The sequence below is a fragment of the Fusobacterium necrogenes genome (assembly GCF_900450765.1).
Taxonomy (GTDB): domain Bacteria; phylum Fusobacteriota; class Fusobacteriia; order Fusobacteriales; family Fusobacteriaceae; genus Fusobacterium_A; species Fusobacterium_A necrogenes.
In genome coordinates, this window is record NZ_UGGU01000003.1 from 253,778 (window position 1) to 267,650 (window position 13,873).

At 28.5% G+C, this 13,873-nt stretch carries 14 protein-coding genes; 8 read left to right on the forward strand and 6 right to left on the reverse strand.

From position 1 onward, the window contains the following. Window positions 1-2 precede the first annotated feature (2 nt). The 6 genes from xseB (at window position 3) to DYA59_RS01625 (ending at window position 4,913) form a co-directional block, all read left to right on the forward strand. On the forward strand, window positions 3-206 hold the full coding sequence (gene xseB / locus DYA59_RS01605) for an exodeoxyribonuclease VII small subunit (protein WP_115268724.1): 204 nt from the start codon (window positions 3-5) through the stop codon (window positions 204-206). Between the two features lies 1 nt (window position 207). Continuing rightward, window positions 208-1,095: a polyprenyl synthetase family protein gene (locus tag DYA59_RS01610; protein ID WP_115268726.1), complete on the forward strand. Its 888-nt coding sequence runs from the start codon at window positions 208-210 to the stop codon at window positions 1,093-1,095. A 126-nt stretch (window positions 1,096-1,221) separates the two neighbouring features. Next, complete coding sequence (locus tag DYA59_RS01615; RefSeq protein ID WP_115268728.1) at window positions 1,222-2,040, forward strand: TonB-dependent receptor; 819 nt, start codon at window positions 1,222-1,224, stop codon at window positions 2,038-2,040. Between the two features lie 90 nt (window positions 2,041-2,130). Beyond that, complete coding sequence (locus tag DYA59_RS01620; protein WP_115268730.1) at window positions 2,131-3,633, forward strand: DUF1846 domain-containing protein; 1,503 nt, start codon at window positions 2,131-2,133, stop codon at window positions 3,631-3,633. A 106-nt stretch (window positions 3,634-3,739) separates the two neighbouring features. Further along, on the forward strand, window positions 3,740-3,868 hold the full coding sequence (locus DYA59_RS09585) for a hypothetical protein (protein ID WP_281268932.1): 129 nt from the start codon (window positions 3,740-3,742) through the stop codon (window positions 3,866-3,868). 13 nt (window positions 3,869-3,881) lie between these two features. Continuing rightward, a complete protein-coding gene (locus tag DYA59_RS01625) occupies window positions 3,882-4,913 on the forward strand; it encodes a glycosyltransferase family 9 protein (RefSeq protein WP_115268732.1) in 1,032 nt (343 codons plus the stop codon). Between the two features lie 131 nt (window positions 4,914-5,044). Here DYA59_RS01625 and DYA59_RS01630 read toward each other — a convergent pair whose 3' ends face one another. After that, window positions 5,045-6,391 carry an ATP-dependent nuclease gene (locus DYA59_RS01630; RefSeq protein WP_115268734.1) on the reverse strand — a complete coding sequence of 449 codons (1,347 nt, stop codon included), beginning with the start codon at window positions 6,389-6,391 and terminating at the stop codon, window positions 5,045-5,047. A gap of 145 nt (window positions 6,392-6,536) precedes the next feature. Here DYA59_RS01630 and DYA59_RS01635 point away from each other — a divergent pair, with 145 nt between their 5' ends. Continuing rightward, entirely contained in the window at window positions 6,537-7,190 is a 654-nt protein-coding gene (locus DYA59_RS01635; protein WP_115268736.1) for a murein L,D-transpeptidase catalytic domain family protein, read from the forward strand. Between the two features lie 127 nt (window positions 7,191-7,317). Here DYA59_RS01635 and DYA59_RS01640 read toward each other — a convergent pair whose 3' ends face one another. From DYA59_RS01640 to DYA59_RS01660, 5 genes are all read right to left on the reverse strand, one after another. Further along, window positions 7,318-7,806: a threonine/serine exporter family protein gene (locus DYA59_RS01640; protein ID WP_115268738.1), complete on the reverse strand. Its 489-nt coding sequence runs from the start codon at window positions 7,804-7,806 to the stop codon at window positions 7,318-7,320. Continuing rightward, window positions 7,803-8,564 carry a threonine/serine exporter family protein gene (locus DYA59_RS01645; protein ID WP_245943702.1) on the reverse strand — a complete coding sequence of 254 codons (762 nt, stop codon included), beginning with the start codon at window positions 8,562-8,564 and terminating at the stop codon, window positions 7,803-7,805. Before DYA59_RS01645 ends, DYA59_RS01640 begins: the two co-directional genes overlap by 4 nt. A gap of 24 nt (window positions 8,565-8,588) precedes the next feature. Next, window positions 8,589-9,326 (reverse strand): tRNA1(Val) (adenine(37)-N6)-methyltransferase, encoded by a 738-nt coding sequence (locus DYA59_RS01650; RefSeq protein ID WP_115268740.1) that lies wholly within the window; start codon window positions 9,324-9,326, stop codon window positions 8,589-8,591. Window positions 9,327-9,449: 123 nt separating this feature from the next. Next, complete coding sequence (locus DYA59_RS01655; RefSeq protein ID WP_115268742.1) at window positions 9,450-10,844, reverse strand: GntP family permease; 1,395 nt, start codon at window positions 10,842-10,844, stop codon at window positions 9,450-9,452. A gap of 122 nt (window positions 10,845-10,966) precedes the next feature. After that, on the reverse strand, window positions 10,967-11,854 hold the full coding sequence (locus tag DYA59_RS01660) for a LysR family transcriptional regulator (protein WP_115268744.1): 888 nt from the start codon (window positions 11,852-11,854) through the stop codon (window positions 10,967-10,969). Window positions 11,855-12,250: 396 nt separating this feature from the next. Between DYA59_RS01660 and DYA59_RS01665 the strand changes: the two genes are divergently transcribed. Continuing rightward, window positions 12,251-13,810, forward strand: a complete 1,560-nt coding sequence (locus tag DYA59_RS01665; RefSeq protein ID WP_115268746.1) for an acyl CoA:acetate/3-ketoacid CoA transferase — start codon at window positions 12,251-12,253, stop codon at window positions 13,808-13,810. Window positions 13,811-13,873 lie beyond the last annotated feature (63 nt).

The following is a 13,873-nucleotide window of genomic DNA, read 5'->3' on the forward strand; positions in this document are numbered from 1 at the left end:
ATATGAAATTTGAAGAAAATTTAGCAGAGATAGATGAAATAATAGAGAAATTAGAAAGCGGAGATTTATCTCTTGCTGACTCTATAAAAGAGTATGAAACAGCTATGAAGTTACTAAAAAAATCATCTGACTTATTGAATAAAGCTGAAGGAAAAGTCTTGAAAGTAGTGGAAAAGGATGAAGGGATACTACTTGAGGAGGTATAAGATGTTATTTAAAGATTATCTTGGAATGGGAAAAAAATTAGTAGAAGATGGAATTGATAAGTATCTAGGAGAGTTAACTTATCCAGAGGTTATAGCAGAAGGAATGAAATATGCTGTATTAAATGGTGGAAAAAGATTAAGACCTATACTTCTATTTATGACTTTGGATATTTTAGGGTGTGAAAGAGAAAAAGGGTTAGCTACAGCTTCAGCTATTGAGATGATACACTCTTACTCTTTAGTGCACGATGACTTACCAGCTTTAGATAATGATGATTATAGAAGAGGAAAGCTTACTACTCATAAAAAGTTTGGAGAGGCAGAGGGGATACTTATAGGAGATGCTCTTTTAACACATGCTTTCTATGTACTTACTGAGAAAAACTCTCATCTTTCAGCTGACAAGATAGTTGAAATAGTAAAGCTTACATCTAGTTATGCTGGTATCAATGGAATGATTGGTGGACAGATGGTAGATATTGCTAGTGAAGGTAAAAAAATAGATTTAGAAACTTTGAGATATATGCATGCACATAAGACAGGAAAGCTTATAAAATTACCTGTGGAAGTAGCTTGTGTAATAGCTGATGCTTCTATTGAGGATAGAGAAGTACTTACAAAATATTCTGAATTAATTGGACTTGCTTTCCAAATAAAAGACGATATATTAGATATTGAGGGAGATTTTGAAACTATTGGTAAACCAGTAGGAAGTGACTTAGAGCATAACAAATCCACCTATCCATCTATTTTAGGTCTAACAGAGAGTAAAAAACTCTTAGTAGAAACGATAGAGAAAGCTAAGAGTATGGTGATAACTAGATTTGGTAAAACAAAGTGTCAAATTTTTCTAGATTTAGCTGATTACATAAGAGATAGAGATAGGTAGATAGTTATAAATTATATATTTTCTAGAAGTTAAGATATTTTAAAACTTGATTAAGTAAATATTATATGTTGAAATTGTGTGTAAAATGTGTTATTATTAAGAAAAATTACTGAAGGAGATATATATATGAAAAAGAAAATTATATTTTTATTACTTAGTTTATCTGGATTGGCTTTTGCAGAGGAAGGTTTTTTTGATAAATTTGAAAAACCACAAAGTTATTCTATAAGAGGGTATTATGATTATTCTTCATTAAAAGGTTTTGTGCAAATACCTAAAGGAGGAGCTAAAGGAAGTACTTCAGAGAAAAGACCAACTTTCGATGAGTTAGGGATAGATTACATAAATTTCTATGAAGGAGATTTTACTGCTAATTGGGATAAACTATCTGCTTATTTTAGATTAAGATACATGGTTTTTGATGGAGAGGCTACTCTTAAAGAGGAACTTATAACTCATAATAATAAAATACCAGCAGGTTCGAGAATGAAAACTGAGCATCAATATATAAATTTCCATTTTGGAGCTGGGTATAATATATCTAAGATAGATAAACTTAAATTTAGTCCAGTAGCAGAATGGGTAGGAAGTAGATTTGAATATAGATATGCAGCTAAGGATCAAAATGGTAATTCAATATCAAGTAGAAGAAAATTTGGATGGGGGCAAGTAAATGTGGGATTTGATTCAGAATATAGCATAACTGATAATTATAAACTTGAGTTAAGAGGAAGATATGGAATTCCATATGATAATATAAAAGAGGATTATTCTCTTTCGTTTGTAAATAATGTAAATATATTTGAATGGGAAAAAAGTAAATTAAATTTACTTTTTGGAGTAGAGTACAGAAAGTTTATTTTTAGAGATACTCAAAGAAATATGCAAAACTATATGAAACAAGAAAGTATGATTTATAAGGTAGGATTAGAATACTCTTTCTAAAATAAATTCTCAATAAAATAGTAGTAATTATTTAAATTCTATGGTACAATATAAAGTCGAATGAATTTTAATTATAAGGAGAAGCAAATAATGAAGATAGGATTTGATCACGATAAGTACCTTGAAGAACAATCTAAATATATTTTAGAAAGAGTAAATAATTACGATAAGCTTTATCTTGAATTTGGTGGAAAACTTATGTTTGATTTACATGCTAAGAGGGTTTTACCAGGATTTGATGAAAATGCTAAGATAAAAGTATTACATAAATTAAAAGATAAACTTGAAGTAATAATTTGTGTTTATGCGGGTGATATTGAAAGAAATAAAATTAGAGGAGATTTTGGAATCACCTATGATATGGAAGTTTTTAGACTGATAGATGACTTAAGAGAGCATGAACTTCAAGTGAATAGTGTTGTGATTACAAGATATAATGATCAGCCTGCAACAACTTTATTTATTAATAAGTTAGAACGTAGAGGTATAAAAGTATATAAACATAGAGCTACAAAAGGCTATCCTACAGATGTAGATGTAATAGTTAGTGATGAAGGATATGGACAAAATCCATACGTGGAAACAACTAAGCCAATAGTTGTAGTAACAGCACCTGGACCAGGAAGTGGGAAATTAGCTACTTGTTTGAGTCAATTATATCATGAATATAAAAGAGGAAATGCAGCTGGATATTCTAAGTTTGAAACTTTTCCAGTATGGAATGTACCTTTAAAACATCCTTTAAATATAGCTTATGAGGCAGCAACTGTAGATTTGCAAGATGTTAATATGATAGATCCATTCCATTTAGAAAAATATGGAGAAACAGCTGTAAATTATAATCGTGATGTAGAGGCTTTCCCGTTATTAAAAAGAATAATAGAAAAGATAACTGGTAAGGAGTCAATCTATCAATCTCCAACAGATATGGGAGTTAATAGAGTAGGATTTGGAATAGTAGATGATGAAATAATAAAAGAGGCTTCTAAACAAGAAATAATTAGAAGATATTTCAAAACTGGTTGTGAATATAAAAAAGGTTATGTAGATTACGAAACTTTTAAAAGAACTCGCATAATAATGGATGCATTGGATTTAAAAGAAGAGGATAGAAAAGTTGTAGGGGTAGCTAGAAAAAAATTAGAGGATATAAAATCTAAACAAACTGAGCCAGCTTCTGCAATAGCGTTTGAATTACTAGATGGAACTATGATAACTGGTAAGGCATCTCCACTTATGGATGCAGCTTCAGCAGCTATTTTAAATGCTGTAAAATACTTTGCTGGAATTAATGATGAGATACTATTAATCTCTCCAGTTGTATTAGAACCAATCTTAAATTTGAAAGATAAAACTCTTCAAAGTAAAAATATAGCTCTAAACTGTGAAGAGATACTTATGGCATTAAGTATCTGTGCAGCAACTAACCCAATGGCACAAGTGGCCGTACAAAAATTATCAATGCTAAAAGGAACTCAAGCTCACTGTACAAATATACTTGGAAAAACTAATGAACAAACTTTAAGAAAGTTAGGAATTGATTTAACTTGTGATCAAGTGTTCCCAACGGAAAATTTATATTACAATGATTAATAAATTAGGAAATATAAGAGAGCAAAACTTTCTTGTATTTCCTTTTTTTCTAGGGAAATTTAGAAAAAAGTGGTATAATTTAGGAGAAAATAAGTGAAGGTGAAAGATGAGATTTCAATTAAAAAATGTTGAAGTTATCTCTGAAACAGATATATTATTAGATAATATAATAGGTTATGTAATGAAAAATGAAAAAGATATAGAAAATTTTTTCAAAGAAAATTATAGAGAATAAAAAGGAGAGAAGAATGAAAATATTAGTAGTTAGATTTAGACAGATAGGGGATTCTATTTTAGCAGCTCCAATATGTACTACACTTAAGCAGACCTTTCCGGATGCACAGGTAGACTATGTAGTGTATGAGCATGTGGCCCCTATTTTTGAAAAACATCAAGGGATAGATAATGTAATAAAAATAACTAAGGAGGAGCAAAAGAATCCTTTTAAATATATTAAAAAAGCTTGGCAAGTTACTAGAACTCATTATGATATAGTGATAGATATAATGTCTACTCCTAAAAGTGAAGTGTTTACATTATTTTCTAGGGGAGCTAAATATAGAATAGGAAGAGCTAAAAAAAAGAGAGGATATACATATACTCATAAAATAGAAGAGCCAAAAGGAACAAAAAATAAAGTAGATAAATTTTTAAAAATGTTAAAGCCTTTAGAGCAAGAGTATGATGTAAAATATATAGAGGATTTTTCTATACATATATCAGAAGAAGAAAAAATATATATGAGAGATAAAATGGTAAAAGCAGGTGTAGACTTTTCTAAACCAGTATTTGCTTTTGCTATTAATTCTAGGGTTCCAGCAAAGGTATTTAATATAGATAAGATGTTAGAGATAACTAAAAGAATAATAGCTGAGATTGATCCTCAAATAATTTTTTATTATTCTCAAGAAGAGAAGGAATTTGCTTTAAAAGCTCATGAAAGATTAGATTATGATCCACATATATTTACTAATGTAGAAACTAAAGATATAAGGGAATTAGCAATGTTACTCAAAAATTGTGATATGTTTTTTGGGAATGAAGGAGGACCTAGACACTTGGCTCAAGCTGTAGGAACACCTAGTTTTATAGTGCAAAGACCTAATTTAGATATAAAAGAGTGGATAGTAGAGGATGAAAGACACCAAGGAGTAGGACCATTAGATGTAGATCCTGATGCATATAGTAAATACTCAGCTAAAGAGCAAGAAGATTTAGTAACACCAGATTTAGTAGTGGAAAAATTTAAGAGTTTTTATAATAGTTATGTTAAAAAATAATTTTTGTAATTTTGATTAAAAAGGAAGAGCAAGTATAACTTAATTTATAGAAAGTATAAAGCTTGCTCTGTTTATTTTCAACCTTTATTTTTTATTTACTATATATTTTATAAAGTTATATTTAAAATAATTCATTTAAAAATGAATTTTATTTTTTTCTCTAAACTTTTAGGAATAATAAAATCTTTATGAGTAACTGTTTTCAATGCATAAAAAGGTTTATTTTTATAATTTTTTCTTTCTCTTTTTTCTTGATAAATTTCTTCCTCAATATCATTTTCGAATGCTATACAACTTCCGATTTCTTTTTTTACACTATTTTCTATAGTTTTATTTTTTTGAGTTGAGTTTTCAATCTCTTCTGGAGTTCTCCAAAAATGATTATCCTTATCATAGACAGCAACATATGGAATTTTAAAAATATTTAATAGTTTTATAAATTGTGGAATGAGGCTTTTACTACCACATTCTAAAATAGAATAATCATACTTGTATATATCTAATTTTTTAGAGAGATATCCTAAAACTATTTTATCGGTTTGGCCTTCTACTAATATGACTTTTTTAGCAAAGAATAATTCACTTCTATCTGGATTTATCCAATAGTTCATATTGAAGTTTTTTATTTCATCTCCTGAAAATAGGTGACCTTTAAATTGAAAGACTTTAGTCCCAAAATTTTTATTTTTTCTAACTATACATATTGACTTATACATATGTAAATTAATAAAATTATTAGAGTGAGTAGAGACGTATATTTGAGTTCCAAGCTTTGTGAGTATACATATGTTGTAAAAAAGTTCTTTTTGTTTTTGAGGATGTAGATAAAATTCCGGTTCTTCAAAAAGAATGAGAGTGTTTCCTAAAAGAGATTCTCCTAATTTTTTTGAATATTGAGTTAAGGTAGAAAATATTTCAAATATAAGATTTCTATATAGGCCTCTACTAGTATATTCATTTTGCAATTTACTAAAAGTAGATACAATTTTATTTAAGGTTTTTGGTTGATCTATCTCTTTATTTTCGAGTATTTTTAATAGTGAGATAATAAAAAACTTTGTTTGCTCTTTTTCTGAAAAAGATGGAATAAAAAGAAGTGGAACATTGTTTGTTAAAGTTTGATACTCACTTTCAGCGATTTTTATCCATATATTATCATGTAAAATAAAATACTCGGTATCATTTTTAGATGTTTTTATGATTTTTAAATAGATATCATTAGAAGTAATAACAATTTCATTTAATTTAAAATTTAATTTTGTATGAGTATAAAAATGCCCCTCAAGAGATAAATAGTCAGATCCATTTCTAATATCTTTAGGTCTAAAGTTTCTATATTTTAAGAGAAACATAATTGCTGAGATAATGCTAGATTTTCCACTATTGCTTTGACCAATAAAAAGTATAAGATTTTCAAAATTTATTTTTGTTTCTTTTATACATTGCCAGTTAGTAATTTTTAGTTCTTTTAGGTACATGGATTTGCCTCCTTTATTTGTCTTAATTTAATTATATCATATGAAATAGAAAAGTATATGCTAAGTTGCATTTTTATTGACTTTTTGTATAAAACTAAATATAATTAATAATAAGTATATATTTATCTAAAGGGGATGCATAAAAATGTTAAAAAAAATTTTTTTAGTATTTATATTGTGCAGTAGTATCTTGTTTGGGATAGATTTAAGAAGTGAAAAAAGTATAAAATGTATTTATAAAAGTTTAGCTATAGATGAAAAATTAGACTATTCTACTTTTCTTAAAGCTATTCAAGGTTATAATAAAATCAAAGATAAAAAACCTGAATATATTACTATAATAGATTTTTCAAAACCATCTAGTGAAGAGAGATTTTTTGTAATTGATTTAAAAAATAAAAAAGTTGATTATTCAACATATGTAAGTCATGGAAAGAATACTGGATTAGATAGAGCAGTGAAATTTTCAAATAATATAAACTCTTATCAGAGCTCTTTAGGTTTTTATATAACAAAAAATACATATGATGGAAGTAATGGATATTCTCTAAGATTAGTAGGTTTAGAACCTGGAATAAATTCTAATGCTATGTTGAGACATATAGTGATACATGGAGCTGATTATGCTACCAAAGAATTTATGGAAAAATACGGGTTTTTAGGAAGAAGTCTGGGATGCCCTGCTATTCCAGAAAATATTTCAAAGGAGATAATTGATCACATAAAAGGAGGAACAGTTTTATATATCAATGGAAATGATGAAAAGTATTTAGTTAAAAGCAAGTATATCCAATTGTAAAAAGGTATAACTATTTAAATATAAATTAAAGAGAACTTAATAAGAATTGATATTAAAAGATACAATTAAAAGGACTGATTCTTAAATAAAAGATCAGTCCTTTTAAATTAGTGATATAATATTTTTATCACTTAAATTTTATATTTCTCTTTCTAAGTTTTAATTTTTGTTTAATATTCCTATAACGTTTGAATTTATAATAAATTTGTGAGAAAGTAGATACTACAACTATACCAGAGGTAATAGCAAAAGTTAACATGAAAGTATTTATACCACTTTGGAGAGCTTCTGAATTTTTTCCTTCTATAAAATATGACATTGTAAAATATATACCACTTCCAGGAACTAAAGGAATTAAACTAGCAATAAGTGTTGATGTTACAGGAGTTTTTAAAAGTCTAGCTATAATTTCTGAATATATTGTTATTCCTATTGCTGAGCAAAAAAAAGAAAAAGCAGTGGAGTGATTGGAAGATTTAAAAAGGATATATATAGTCCATCCTAAAGCTCCTCCAATAGAAGCAAAAATTAATTTTTTACCTTTAAGATTAAAAATAATTCCAAAAGCTAGAGTGCTTCCAGCTGCAGAAGTAATTTCAATTAGTACTTGTTTCATTTAAATTCACCTAATTTTAAAATTAAAAATAGAGCAAAACCAGTTCCAGCTGCAAGAGCGACTCCAATTAATAATGCTTCAACAGCTCGGGATATTCCTGAAAGTAAATCTCCAGCCACTAAATCCCTAATAGCATTAGTAAAAGAAATACCTGGAACTAAGAGCATAATGGTACCTATAGTGGAGTAAGATACAGTATTAGTAAAACCTATTTGTACACTTAAATATGAAAGAAGTGTGCAAAAAAAACCTCCTAAAGTATTTAAAAAAAAGGTATTTGTTTCTAATTTATTTGCTAAATCAGAAATTAAAAATATAACTCCCCCACCAATAAAGGCACTAATTCCATCTTTTATTCCACCTTTAAAGAGTAGAGCAAAAGAAAAAGCACCAAAGGAATAAGCTAAAAAATAGATAAATTTACCATATAGAATTTCTTTGTTTAAAAAAATAATCTTATTATAAAATTCATTGAAGCTATATTTATTTAAATCTCTAATAACTTGATTTATTTCATGAATTTTATTTAAATTTGTACTTCTAGTTGCTATTCTTTCTACAGAGCAGAACAGTTCTCCTTTATAATTACGTACAGATGTTATTATACATGTAATAGATACAAAGCATTGAGCATTAAGTCCATAATGTTTACAAATCCTTGTGATTATATCTTCTACTCTGTAGGTCTCAGCACCACTTTGTAAGGCTATCTTTCCAGCTAAGTTAGCAATTGTTAAGATTTCATTTTCATTTATCATATTTCCCCCAAAATTTTAAATTTTCTATTTAAACATTTCTAGAATAACTTTTGAGTAATTACCATTTTCATCGTGAATAATTAATGGAGGTAGAACTCTAAGATTGGGACTTCCATTTTTTATTCCTTCTATTAAAAGAATTTTTCCTTCTTTTTCAATTTTTGTATAACAAAATTGTATTTTTTTAGGTTCAATAGAGTATTTCTTCATTGTTTCAATAATATCAGTCAGCCTGTCCACTCTATGTACCATTACAAAATAACCTTTATGCTTTAAAAGATTAGAAGCAGTTTCAAGTAATGAATCTAAATTTATACTAATTTCATGTCTTGCTAGAGAAAGTTGAGTTAAGTCATTTAATTGTTTTTCTTCGCCACAAAATCGAAAAAATGGTGGATTAGTGATGACTAAATCAAAACTTTCTTTATTGAAGTATTTTTTCCAGTTTTTCATATCGTCATTAATTATAGTAATTTGTTCTTGTAAGTTATTTAGGGTTATGTTTCTTTTAGCAAGGTTACTTGAAATGCTTTGGATTTCAATTCCAGTAATATGTGCTTTTGTCTTTTGTGATAAAAAAAGTGGAATTACTCCATTTCCTGTACCTAAGTCAATTATATTTTTATTATTTCTGGTAATGGTTGCAAACTCAGCTACTAGAAGAGAATCTATAGAAAAAGCGAAGTGATCAGTTCTTTGAATAATTTTCATTTTTTTTTGTAGAAGATCAATAATAGTTTCAAACTGGTTTTCATTTATCATAAAAGTAATACCTCCTAAGATATTATAACAAATTTAACAGGAGAATAAAAGAAAAGGATTAATTTCTAAATTAAAATATTAGAAATTAATCCTTTTATATCATTATAAATTATATTATTGTTATTATACAATACCAAAAGTTGCAAGTATAATACATATAGCAACTGCAATTGCAGGAATAATAACTGTACACATACCAATATCAGCATAAGATTCCTTATGAGTCATTCCAGTAACAGCAAGCAAAGTGATAACGGCTCCATTATGAGGAAGAGTATCTAAACCTCCACAGGCCATAGCAGCTATTCTATGTAAGACTTGAGGGTCAATATTAAGTGCTGTAGCTTCTCTAAGATAAGTTTCACCTAAAGCAGATAGAGCAATACTTAAACCTCCAGAAGCAGAACCAGTAATACCAGCAAGTGCAGATACAGAAACAGCTTCAGATATAAGTGGATTTGAAGAAAGTCCTAATAAAGCTCCTTTAACAACAGCAAATGCAGCAAGCCCAGCTATAACATTTCCATAACCAACTTCAGAAGCAGTATTCATTATAGCTAAAAAAGAACCTTGTACACCATCACTTAGAGTTTTTAAAACATTATTCATTCTTCTTAAGTTCAATAAAATAGATACAGCAACAGAAACCAAGAGTGATATGATCAAACTCCAGTTTCCAATAACTTTTCCAGCAGTAGTATTATAACTAGATAAATAATCTAAATTCATAGCTGGGAATATAAACTTAGAAAAGATAAAACTTACAACAAGAACTAATATTATAGGAGAAATAGCTACAATAAAGCTAGGTAATTTACTATGGTCTACAATTTCATTAGCTTGTTTATTATCATCGTGATTACCATATCCTTCTCCTTTAGCCATGGCAGCATTAGCACGTCTTTGTAACCAAAGAAGTCCAAGACCACACATAACTAGAGAACCAACAATACCTAAAATAGGTGCAGCATATACATCAGTACCAAAGTATGCCATAGGAATAGCATTTTGTATTTGTGGAGTACCAGGAAGAGCAGTCATAGTAAATGTAAATGCTCCTAATGCAATTGTTCCAGGGACAAATCTTTTTGGAATTCCAGCTTCTTTAAACAATTCAGCTGCAACAGGATAAACTGCAAAAGCCACGACGAATAAAGAAACACCACCATAAGTTAGAATACCACAAGCTAATACAATTGCTAAGATTGCTTTTTCTTTCCCCAATTTCTCACAGATGAAATAAGAGATTGATTTGGCAGAACCTGTATCATCCATAACTTTACCGAAAATTGCTCCTAATAAGAAGATAGGGAAGAAATTTCTAACATATGTAGCTAGGTTAGACATGAAAGTTTCAGTATAAGTAGCTAGTATGTGAATATTTCCAGTATCTAATCCTCCCATAACAGCAGCAAAACAAGCAAGAACAGGAGCTAAAATTAAAACGGAAACTCCTCTATAGGCTAAATACATCAATAAAATAAGTGATACAATAATACCAATAGTACCAAAAATCATAAAAAACACCCCTTTTTCATTTTTAAAACATATTGAATGAATGAAAGATAATATCATTATATAACGTACAACAATCAAAAGTAAAATTTCTTTTTTTCATATATATATGAAAAAAAATCATATTACTTTTTAGGACGAGCTAACTCTTTTGTAAATTCAATAAAAATTTTACTGGCTTTAGATATGTATTTATTTTTGGTGGTAATTAAGGCTACATTCCAGGGGAATCCCTCTTTAATATTGAGAATTTTGATATTTTTTGAATGGAATTTACTCAAAATTGGTCTAGGAAGAATACTAACTCCTTGATTCAATGAAACCATTTCAGCAATAAAATCCCATTGGGAACTTGTACAGATAATATTGGGAGTAAAATTAAAGGCTTTACACTTTTCTAAAATTTTATCATAGAGCATATATGTTTCATTAAGAGATATGAAATTTTGATCTTTTAAATCTATAAAAGAGATCTCTGAAAACTTTGCAAAAGGGTGACTTTTATGCACAATAACAACATTATCTGATAAAAAAATAGGAATGACGTTAAAATGCTCGGAGTCAAATGGTAAAATAATAACTCCTATATCAATTTCTCCATTTTCGACTTTTTCCTTTATAGTATTGGCACCAGCTTCTACTGTAATCAATTTAATAGAAGGATATAGTTCTCTGAATTTTTGAATTACTGTGGTAAAATAGATAGTACTAATTACTGGAGGAATACCTATTTTTATTTTCCCTTTCTCAAGGCTGACACTATCTAGTAATCTATCTAGTTGTTCCTTTATAATTTTGAGAGCTAAATTACCATTTTCATAAAAAATTTGTCCTTCTGGTGTAAGTTTAAAATTTTTAGAAGAACGATCAATAAGAACGACTCCTAATTCGGTTTCAAAATTTTTTATAGATTTACTAAGAGCAGATTGACAGAGAAATAATTTTTTAGAAGCGGCAGTAAATCCACCTTCATCGACAACTTTTATGAAATAATTTAAGGCTTTTATATTCATAAGAACTCTCCTTATTTTGGAATATATTTTGACAATAATAAATTTTTAATAATATTATACTCCAAAAATGGAAAAAAATTAAGAGGAAATAGAATTTTTTCATCAATAAAATGAAAAAAATTCATAATAATTTTTTCTAGAAGTCTTTAAAATCAAAGGATGGTAATTTTTAAAATTATAATAAGTGAAGTAAAAAGAGCAAAAAAAGGGAAAAATTACAAAATAGCATATTTGACAAAGTTAAAAAAGCTAGGTATACTTTAAATAGAGAGTTTGTTTATCAATATAGTTGTATGGTAAAACAACAAAATAAACCAAAACATTATTGATGAAAATGAAAGAAAGATTGAGAGAATTAATGATTAAAAGCATTGTATTAAAAGGAGTGAGAGTTACATGAGCGGTAAATTTATTAGTGCAAAAGAAGCTGTTAAACTTATTAAAGATGACTCAATGATATTAGCAGAAGGATTTGTTTCTATATGTACTGCCGATGAGGTGTTATATGAGTTAGAAAAATCATATTTAGAAACTGGAAAGCCTAAAAATCTAGGGATTATGTTTGCTGCTGGATTTGGAAATGCTAAGGCAGGAACTGGATTGAATAGATTTGCTCATAAAGGAATGGTAAAAAGAGTTATAGGAGGGCATTGGGGATTAGCACCAGAATTAGCTAGTCTTGCTAATTCAAATGAATTAGAAGGATACAATTTTCCTCAAGGAGTTATATCACAAATGTTTAGAGATATGGCAGCTAATAAGCCGGGGACAATATCTCATGTAGGATTAGGAACATTTGTTGATCCGGATTTAGATGGAGGAAAATTAAATAGTATAACTAAAGAAGATTTAGTTGAGAAACTTCATTTAAATGGTAGAGATGTTTTATTCTATAAAGGACAAAAAGGTGATGTAGCTCTTTTAAAAGGAACAACTGCAGATTGTGAAGGAAATATTTCATTAGAAGAAGAACCATTAACATTAGAGGTTTTATCTATAGCTACTGCTGTAAAAAATAATGGAGGTATAGTGATAGTTCAAGTAAAAAATAAACTTGAAGATGGATATCTTCAGCCAAAAGATGTTAAAATACCAGGGGTAATGGTAGACTATGTTGTAGTTGCAGAAAAACCAGAATTTAGAATGCAGACATTGACAGAAGAATTTAATGAAACATTTGTTACAAGAAGAAAAGTTGAACCACCAGTGATGCCACCAGTAGCATTAGATGAAAGAAAAATAATAGCTAGAAGATGTGCAATGCTTTTAACAAGAGATAAGAAAATTTTGAACTATGGAATAGGAATGCCAGAGATGATTGCAAATGTATTAAACGAGGAAGGACAGGAGGAATATTTTGTTCCAACTGTAGAGCCAGGAGCAATAGGAGGGACACCAGCAGGAGGGGCAAATTTTGGAGCGTCAGTATATCCAAGAGTTATAATAGATCAAGCTTATCAATTTGATTTTTATGATGGTGGAGGAATTGATGCAGCATTTTTAGGATTGGCGCAATGTGATAGAGATGGAAATATTAATGTTTCAAAATTTGGACCAAAAATAGCTGGTTGTGGAGGATTTATTAACATAACTCAAAATGCAAAAGAAGTTATTTTTTGTGGGACATTTACTGCAGGAGGACTTAAGTTAGATGTAAATGAAGGTAAGTTGATTATAAAAAATGAAGGGAAAATTAAAAAGTTTATTAACAATGTAGAACAGATAACATTTAGTGGAAATCTTGCAAAGGAAAATCAGAAAAAAGTAACTTATGTAACAGAAAGAGCTGTATTCGAATTAAGAAAAGAAGGGGTTACATTAGTAGAGATAGCTCCTGGAGTAGATTTAGAAAAAGATATTTTAGCTCAAATGGATTTTGTACCAGTAATAGCAGAAGACTTAAAATTGATGGATTCAAGAATATTCAAGAATGAAAAAATGGGATTAAAATTATAATTAAACCCATAAAAATAAAATAAATATAAAAAGGAGGCCGCTATTATTACTTTGAATAAAATG

Coding starts and splice junctions, on each gene's coding strand:
- xseB (WP_115268724.1), top strand. CDS start 3: ATGAAATTTGAAGAAAATTTAGCAGAGATAGATGAAATAATAGAGAAA.
- DYA59_RS01610 (WP_115268726.1), top strand. CDS start 208: ATGTTATTTAAAGATTATCTTGGAATGGGAAAAAAATTAGTAGAAGAT.
- DYA59_RS01615 (WP_115268728.1), top strand. CDS start 1,222: ATGAAAAAGAAAATTATATTTTTATTACTTAGTTTATCTGGATTGGCT.
- DYA59_RS01620 (WP_115268730.1), top strand. CDS start 2,131: ATGAAGATAGGATTTGATCACGATAAGTACCTTGAAGAACAATCTAAA.
- DYA59_RS09585 (WP_281268932.1), top strand. CDS start 3,740: ATGAGATTTCAATTAAAAAATGTTGAAGTTATCTCTGAAACAGATATA.
- DYA59_RS01625 (WP_115268732.1), top strand. CDS start 3,882: ATGAAAATATTAGTAGTTAGATTTAGACAGATAGGGGATTCTATTTTA.
- DYA59_RS01630 (WP_115268734.1), bottom strand. CDS start 6,391: ATGTACCTAAAAGAACTAAAAATTACTAACTGGCAATGTATAAAAGAA.
- DYA59_RS01635 (WP_115268736.1), top strand. CDS start 6,537: ATGTTAAAAAAAATTTTTTTAGTATTTATATTGTGCAGTAGTATCTTG.
- DYA59_RS01640 (WP_115268738.1), bottom strand. CDS start 7,806: ATGAAACAAGTACTAATTGAAATTACTTCTGCAGCTGGAAGCACTCTA.
- DYA59_RS01645 (WP_245943702.1), bottom strand. CDS start 8,564: ATGATAAATGAAAATGAAATCTTAACAATTGCTAACTTAGCTGGAAAG.
- DYA59_RS01650 (WP_115268740.1), bottom strand. CDS start 9,326: ATGATAAATGAAAACCAGTTTGAAACTATTATTGATCTTCTACAAAAA.
- DYA59_RS01655 (WP_115268742.1), bottom strand. CDS start 10,844: ATGATTTTTGGTACTATTGGTATTATTGTATCACTTATTTTATTGATG.
- DYA59_RS01660 (WP_115268744.1), bottom strand. CDS start 11,854: ATGAATATAAAAGCCTTAAATTATTTCATAAAAGTTGTCGATGAAGGT.
- DYA59_RS01665 (WP_115268746.1), top strand. CDS start 12,251: ATGAGCGGTAAATTTATTAGTGCAAAAGAAGCTGTTAAACTTATTAAA.